We start from the raw sequence: 5588 nt of genomic DNA, 5'->3' as shown, positions 1-5588 counted from the left end.
AAATTATTCAGTAACAATACTTACGTATTTACGGCTTTTCTCGCCTTTGTCGTTTATCTCGTATGCGACGTTTTTAAAGGCTTTGTTTATAGCGGGGTTAAACCTAGTATCGTCCGTGATACTTAAAAGCTCGTTTACCGTGGGCAGTCTCCAGTCATCAAAACCGGCAAAATTTAAATCATCGCAGTAGCGAACCGCCTCGGCGTAGGTCATAGGCTTATCGTGCGAGTTTTGCTCCTCAATAGAAGGGATAATAAGCGGGGACATATCCTTCCCATAGCTATCCTGCCACATCAGCTTATATATATCGTCCTTGACGACACCCAGACGGATGTCCTTACTAAAGCCTGCGGTAACGTCGCCCTCGTCGCTCACGGTCTTTTTGATAAAACCGATAGGGTCAAAGCCAAACGCCGCGCTAGAACACAGCAGGCATGCTAGCAGGGCGGAAGTAAATTTAGTCATGTTTTCATCCTTTTAAATTTAGCCTAAGAAAAAGGCCGAGATTTTTTTGAAATTGTCCTTTTTTATGCCGAAATAGACCAAAAATATATCCGCCAGCCACCACAAAAGTAAGGCGGCAAGGGCGATAGCGGCCTCGTCGGGATTGGTTTTTGACGCCCTTGCTATACCGACTGCTAACACGAACTTCAAAACTCCCGCGCCGCCGTCGCCCTTATAAAACCTATCAAACCCTATAAAGCCGAACAAAATGCTTATGATAAGACCCAAGATAGGACTTTTTAGCTGTGAGGTTAGCGGCTTTAGATCGGGCATATTGCCTGCCGCCTCGGCTCTATCTAGCTCGTTTTTAACGATCATCAGATGAGTGTCTGAAACCTTGCCTTTAAATAGCAAATACGAATTACCCACTGCTTTTCCTTTAAATTTGGCTTACAAAGAAGCCATTATTTTTTTGAAATTATCCTTTTTGATGCCCATATAGACCAAAAATAAATCGGCAATGCACCAAACAATGCCTGCGCACATGATCAAAGACGCAAGAGCGGCAAGGTCATCGTTGCTATTTTGCGCGGCGCCCATTACCAAAAAGACAGGAAGTATACAAAGTAGAATTTTAAATATACCAAGCCACGCATCCCCCTTATAAAACCTATCTACACCAAGCCAGCCGAACAAAAATCCAAGCACCAGTCCGATACCCGGGGATTTTAAGGTGGATAAAACGGGTGTGAGATCAAGATTATAATGCCCAACCGACGCCATCCTATCTAACCTACCTTTGAGCTCTATCAAATTTACGTCTGAAATCTTGCCCTTTAGCAACAAAAGAGTGCTATTCATCGTTTGCCTTTAAATTTAAAATTATAAAGAGATCATTATTTTTTTGAAATTGTCTTTTTTGATCCCCATATAGACCAAAAATAGATCGGCAATGCACCAAATAAGACTCGCAAAACTAATCATCATCGCCATAGCCGCCAGATCCTCATCGCCTCTTTGTCCCGCTTGCACGGCAAAAAACATCGGCGCAATGCAAAGGATTATTTTGAGTATTCCAAGTCCGACATCGCCTTTATAGAACCTATCTACACCAAGCCATCCGAACAAAAACCCAAGCACAAGCCCGACCATAGGGCTTTTAAGCGTAGCAGCCATTAGGGTCAAATCAGGCCTCTTGCCCGCCGCTTCGGCTTTATCCAGCTCGCTTTTTATAACCATCAGATGAGTATCTGAAACTTTGCCTTGAAATAGCATATATGCGTTATTCATTTTTCTTCTTTGGATTAAATTTTAAATTCGTCTATTTAGATTGTCTTTTTTGATACCGATATAAACCAAAAACAAGTCCGCAAAATACCAAATAAGACCTACGCACATAATCACGGACGCGACCATCAGCGCTGCGTCGCTGTTTGTTTTTGCAGCCGATGCTAACAGCAGAGCCGGTGCGACGCAAAGTAAAATTTTAAATACGCCAAGCATTATGTCGCCCTTATAAAACCTATCTACGCCCAGCCAGCCTAGAAAAAGGCCGAGTACGAGACCTATGGCCGGAGATTTTGGGCTTGCGGGTAATTTTGATAAATTTGAAGTCGTGTTCGTAGTTTGCCCGGTTTGTCTCTCGCTTGTGGCGGGTTCAAATTTGGTTTGTAAATTTATATTTTCTTTGGATATATTCGTTTTGAGCTCTTGTTTGAGGGGTTGCGTCTCTTTATTTAAATTTATCGCGCTTTCTTTTGTCTCGCTCCTGCTTTGAGCAAAATTTTGCACTGCTTGAGCATCTTTTGTCTCGCTAATAAAATTTTGTGCAGCGACTTCTTTTTCGTCGTTTAATTTTACGTTTGTATTTTTATCACTACTCAAAGCTTGCATTATTTTGTTGAAGTTATCCTTTTTGATACCGAGAAATACCAGACTTATATCCATAAAGTACCACACGAGCCCTATAATAGCCAATGGAAACGCGCCTAAGATGACTGCTAAGATAGGCAACATAGAACAAATAAGTAACTTAAATACCGATAGTCCCATATCACCCTTATAAATCCTATCTGATCCAAGCCAGCCTAGAAAGACGCTGATAGCAAGCCCTATGTTTGGTGATGAAAGCGTGGGGACTACCGATAAAACATCAATTTTATGCCCATCAGCCTCTAATTTTTCGATTTTGTTTTTGATTGCTATCAGATTTGCATCCGACACCTTGTCTTTAAGTAACACAAACGAACAAATGTCCATTTTTATTTCCTTTCTATATGAATAAATTTATGAAATTATATCCTAATTTATATATTATTTGAATAAAAATAAAATGTTCTAAATCTGAAATGTGGATTACGCTAAAAACCTTATAATTAATACAGGAAATTGGCGAACAAGCCGATTTTCAAATTTAAACAAAAGGAGGAATTGCCATGAAAAATGGTAATCCTAAAATATTTAGTAGTCTCGAGGAGGCCAGGACCTACTACGCCTCTCTTTCGAGAAAGTTGCAAGTCAAAAAGGAAGATACGCTTTTTAGACTCGCCAAAATCAATGCGGAAATGGAAAATTTGGAAAAGAATTTTCGCGAATACAGCCTTGCATTGCCGCTCTGCGACCAAAAAAGATACTATCTATCGATGCTAATCGATATGGAACGGACGTCAAAAAAAGGCGCGCCGGAAAACACAAACTACACGGTCGCCGATATAGATGGGCTCATCGAGGTGCTTAACAAAGATGCAGCTAGGCCTATTTCTAGCATATCGGCACCTCCGTCGCAGTCGGCTAACGAAAACTCTACCGGCAAAGAAAACAAACAGTCGGCTACCGCGACTTCTACCGACTCTACCGACAAGAAAGCAGAGGTCGGGGATGACAAGAAAAAGTAGCCTATATAACGGTATCCATAATGGATACCGCGCTAACGACGATAAATTTAAAAAAGGAGACAAAAATGTCAGTTTTAAAAAATAATCGGTTTACAAGTAAAATGACGTGTTTTAAAATTCAGCGTAGCGCGCCTAACGCTTTTGCACATAACGACCGCAGTCAAACGGTGGATCACGCATATCCGCAGTTTTCGAATCTCAACGAAGTCGACGTGAGTGCGTTTCTCGCCGAAGAAAAATACCTATGTATGCTTACGCAGGCGATCCAAAACTACATAGCTAGGACGGGTCAAAGAGTTCAAGTCGATCCAAAAAACATCAGACGCTCGGCCATAGTACTGATCGAAGATCGCCATACCATAGACGATGTCAGACGGCTTTGCGATGTAATAGAGAGAAAATACGGATGGCGCACGATACAAATCGCTATCCACAGGGATGAGGGCCATTTCGACGAGAACGGCGTTTGGCATCCAAATGTGCACGCGCATATCGAATTTTTCGTACTTGGAACGGATGGAGTAAATTTATACAAAAGCCGCGACTTTGGGCCGCTAAAGATGAAAGAGCTGCAAACTCTAGCTGCAAACGTTTTAGGCATGCGTCGAGGCATCAACTACTCCGCCATCGGCCAAACGCCCAGAAAAGGGTTGCCTCATCAAGCGTATAGAATTTTAGCCCAAACAATCTCGCAGTTTACGGCCAAAGTGGAAAATCTAGAAAAAAAGGTTGCCCAAAAAGGCGCGCAGATCGAGGAGCTAAAAAAGCATATCAATGCGCTTCAGAATCAAAACGACGAAGGACTTGAACAGGCTGAAGGCCAAAAAGCGCTAAGAAAAATATTTGAGCGCATACGCTATCACATAGACGATATTTAGCCGCCACCGTGAGTATCCGACTTGGATACTCACACTCACGATATCCACAAAAAAACAAAAATTTAACCCCCTCCTTTTTTCGTAAATTTAAGTCATAATTTTTACCGATTTTTTCTATAATCCCATTATGAAAAACAAAAACCGAATTTGCCGAAAATGAAATTTCAACCTTAAACCAAAGCAAGAATTTAACCCCAAGCATCTACGCCGTCATCGATCTAAAATCCTTCTACGCCTCGGTCGAGTGCGTGGAGCGAGGGCTTGATCCCTTTGAGGCGAATTTAGTCGTCGCAGACGCTAGCAGAGGCGAAGGTAGCGTATGTCTAGCCGTTAGTCCCGCGCTAAAGGCTCTTGGCGTAAAAAACAGATGCAGGCTGTTTGAAATCCCTAAAAATATCAAATATATAATCGCGCCGCCCAGGATGCAGTTTTACATCGACTACGCGGCTAAAATTTACGGCATCTACCTAAAATACGTAGCCAAAGAGGATATCTACGTCTACTCCATCGACGAGGCCTTTATCGATCTTACCTCGTATCTAAAATTTTATAAACTAGAAGCCAGAGCCATGGCAAAGATGATAATGGACGACATCCTAAAAACTACGGGTATAACGCCTACCTGCGGTATGGGGACAAATCTATATCTAGCCAAAATCGCCCTTGACATCCTAGCTAAGCACAGCGAGGACGGTATCGCCTTTTTAGACGAAACGCTCTATAAAGAAAAGCTCTGGACGCATCAGCCGCTAAATGATTTTTGGCGTATAGGCAAGCAAACTAGAGCAGAGCTTGAGAGATACGGGATATTTTGCATGAAAGATATGGCAAACGCTCCTTTTAGCCTGCTAGAAAAGGTGTTTGGTATCGACGCCTATATCGCGCTAGATCACGCAAACGGTATCGAGCCCACCACTATAGCCGATATCAAGGCTTATAAACCCTCGACTAAGTCATACTTTAGCTCTGAAATTTTACCTAGAGACTACGAGAGGCTGGAGGCTCTAATCGTGCTAAAAGAGATGACCGATAGGCTAGCTCTAAAGATGATAAACGAGGAAGTGCGGGCTAGCGGGCTCACGATAAATATCAAATTCGCGGGCAAAAACGAACCCGCGCAAAGAGCCACGGTAAGGTTTAAAACTCCGAGCAATATCGCTAGCGTACTCATGGACGCAGCGCAGGAGCTATATCTAAAAAAGATAAAAAACGCAGGCCTCATCAGGCAAATCGGCATATCGGCAAACGACGTCGTAAAGGAGAGCAAAACCGAAAGAAGCCTCTTTGAAGAAGAAAACGCAAAAGAAAAAACGGTGCTAAAAACCCTAAACAAGATAAAAGAAAAATACGGCAAAAACTCCATCCTAAGGGC

General features: G+C 42.4%; 8 protein-coding genes. 3 read left to right on the top strand and 5 right to left on the bottom strand.

What is annotated here, in order from left to right; genetic code table 11:
- Window positions 1-3: 3 nt before the first annotated feature.
- The 5 genes from Q0338_RS08530 to Q0338_RS08510 are packed head-to-tail and all read right to left on the bottom strand — an operon-like array spanning window position 4 to window position 2703.
- The gene (locus Q0338_RS08530) at window positions 4-465 is read right to left on the bottom strand and encodes a DUF1566 domain-containing protein (protein ID WP_298086378.1); all 462 of its coding nucleotides are present in this window, start codon (window positions 463-465) and stop codon (window positions 4-6) included.
- A gap of 18 nt (window positions 466-483) precedes the next feature.
- Entirely contained in the window at window positions 484-873 is a 390-nt protein-coding gene (locus Q0338_RS08525) for a TM2 domain-containing protein (RefSeq protein WP_298086377.1), read from the bottom strand.
- A gap of 21 nt (window positions 874-894) precedes the next feature.
- The gene (locus Q0338_RS08520) at window positions 895-1305 is read right to left on the bottom strand and encodes a TM2 domain-containing protein (protein WP_298086376.1); all 411 of its coding nucleotides are present in this window, start codon (window positions 1303-1305) and stop codon (window positions 895-897) included.
- A 21-nt stretch (window positions 1306-1326) separates the two neighbouring features.
- Window positions 1327-1734 carry a TM2 domain-containing protein gene (locus tag Q0338_RS08515; protein ID WP_298086375.1) on the bottom strand — a complete coding sequence of 136 codons (408 nt, stop codon included), beginning with the start codon at window positions 1732-1734 and terminating at the stop codon, window positions 1327-1329.
- Window positions 1735-1755: 21 nt separating this feature from the next.
- Window positions 1756-2703 carry a TM2 domain-containing protein gene (locus Q0338_RS08510; RefSeq protein ID WP_298086374.1) on the bottom strand — a complete coding sequence of 316 codons (948 nt, stop codon included), beginning with the start codon at window positions 2701-2703 and terminating at the stop codon, window positions 1756-1758.
- 176 nt (window positions 2704-2879) lie between these two features.
- Here Q0338_RS08510 and Q0338_RS08505 point away from each other — a divergent pair, with 176 nt between their 5' ends.
- The 3 genes from Q0338_RS08505 to Q0338_RS08495 form a co-directional block, all read left to right on the top strand.
- A complete protein-coding gene (locus Q0338_RS08505; protein WP_298086373.1) occupies window positions 2880-3338 on the top strand; it encodes a hypothetical protein in 459 nt (152 codons plus the stop codon).
- A gap of 167 nt (window positions 3339-3505) precedes the next feature.
- The gene (locus tag Q0338_RS08500) at window positions 3506-4216 is read left to right on the top strand and encodes a mobilization protein (RefSeq protein ID WP_298086372.1); all 711 of its coding nucleotides are present in this window, start codon (window positions 3506-3508) and stop codon (window positions 4214-4216) included.
- Between the two features lie 248 nt (window positions 4217-4464).
- Window positions 4465-5588, top strand: a 1124-nt coding sequence (locus Q0338_RS08495) for a DNA repair protein (protein ID WP_298086371.1), incomplete at its 3' end; no start/stop codon positions are given.

The sequence above is a fragment of the uncultured Campylobacter sp. genome, assembly GCF_938018145.1.
GTDB lineage: Bacteria > Campylobacterota > Campylobacteria > Campylobacterales > Campylobacteraceae > Campylobacter_A.
The sequence above is the reverse complement of the archived record's forward strand: the minus strand, read 5'-3'. Positions and strand labels throughout refer to the sequence as shown.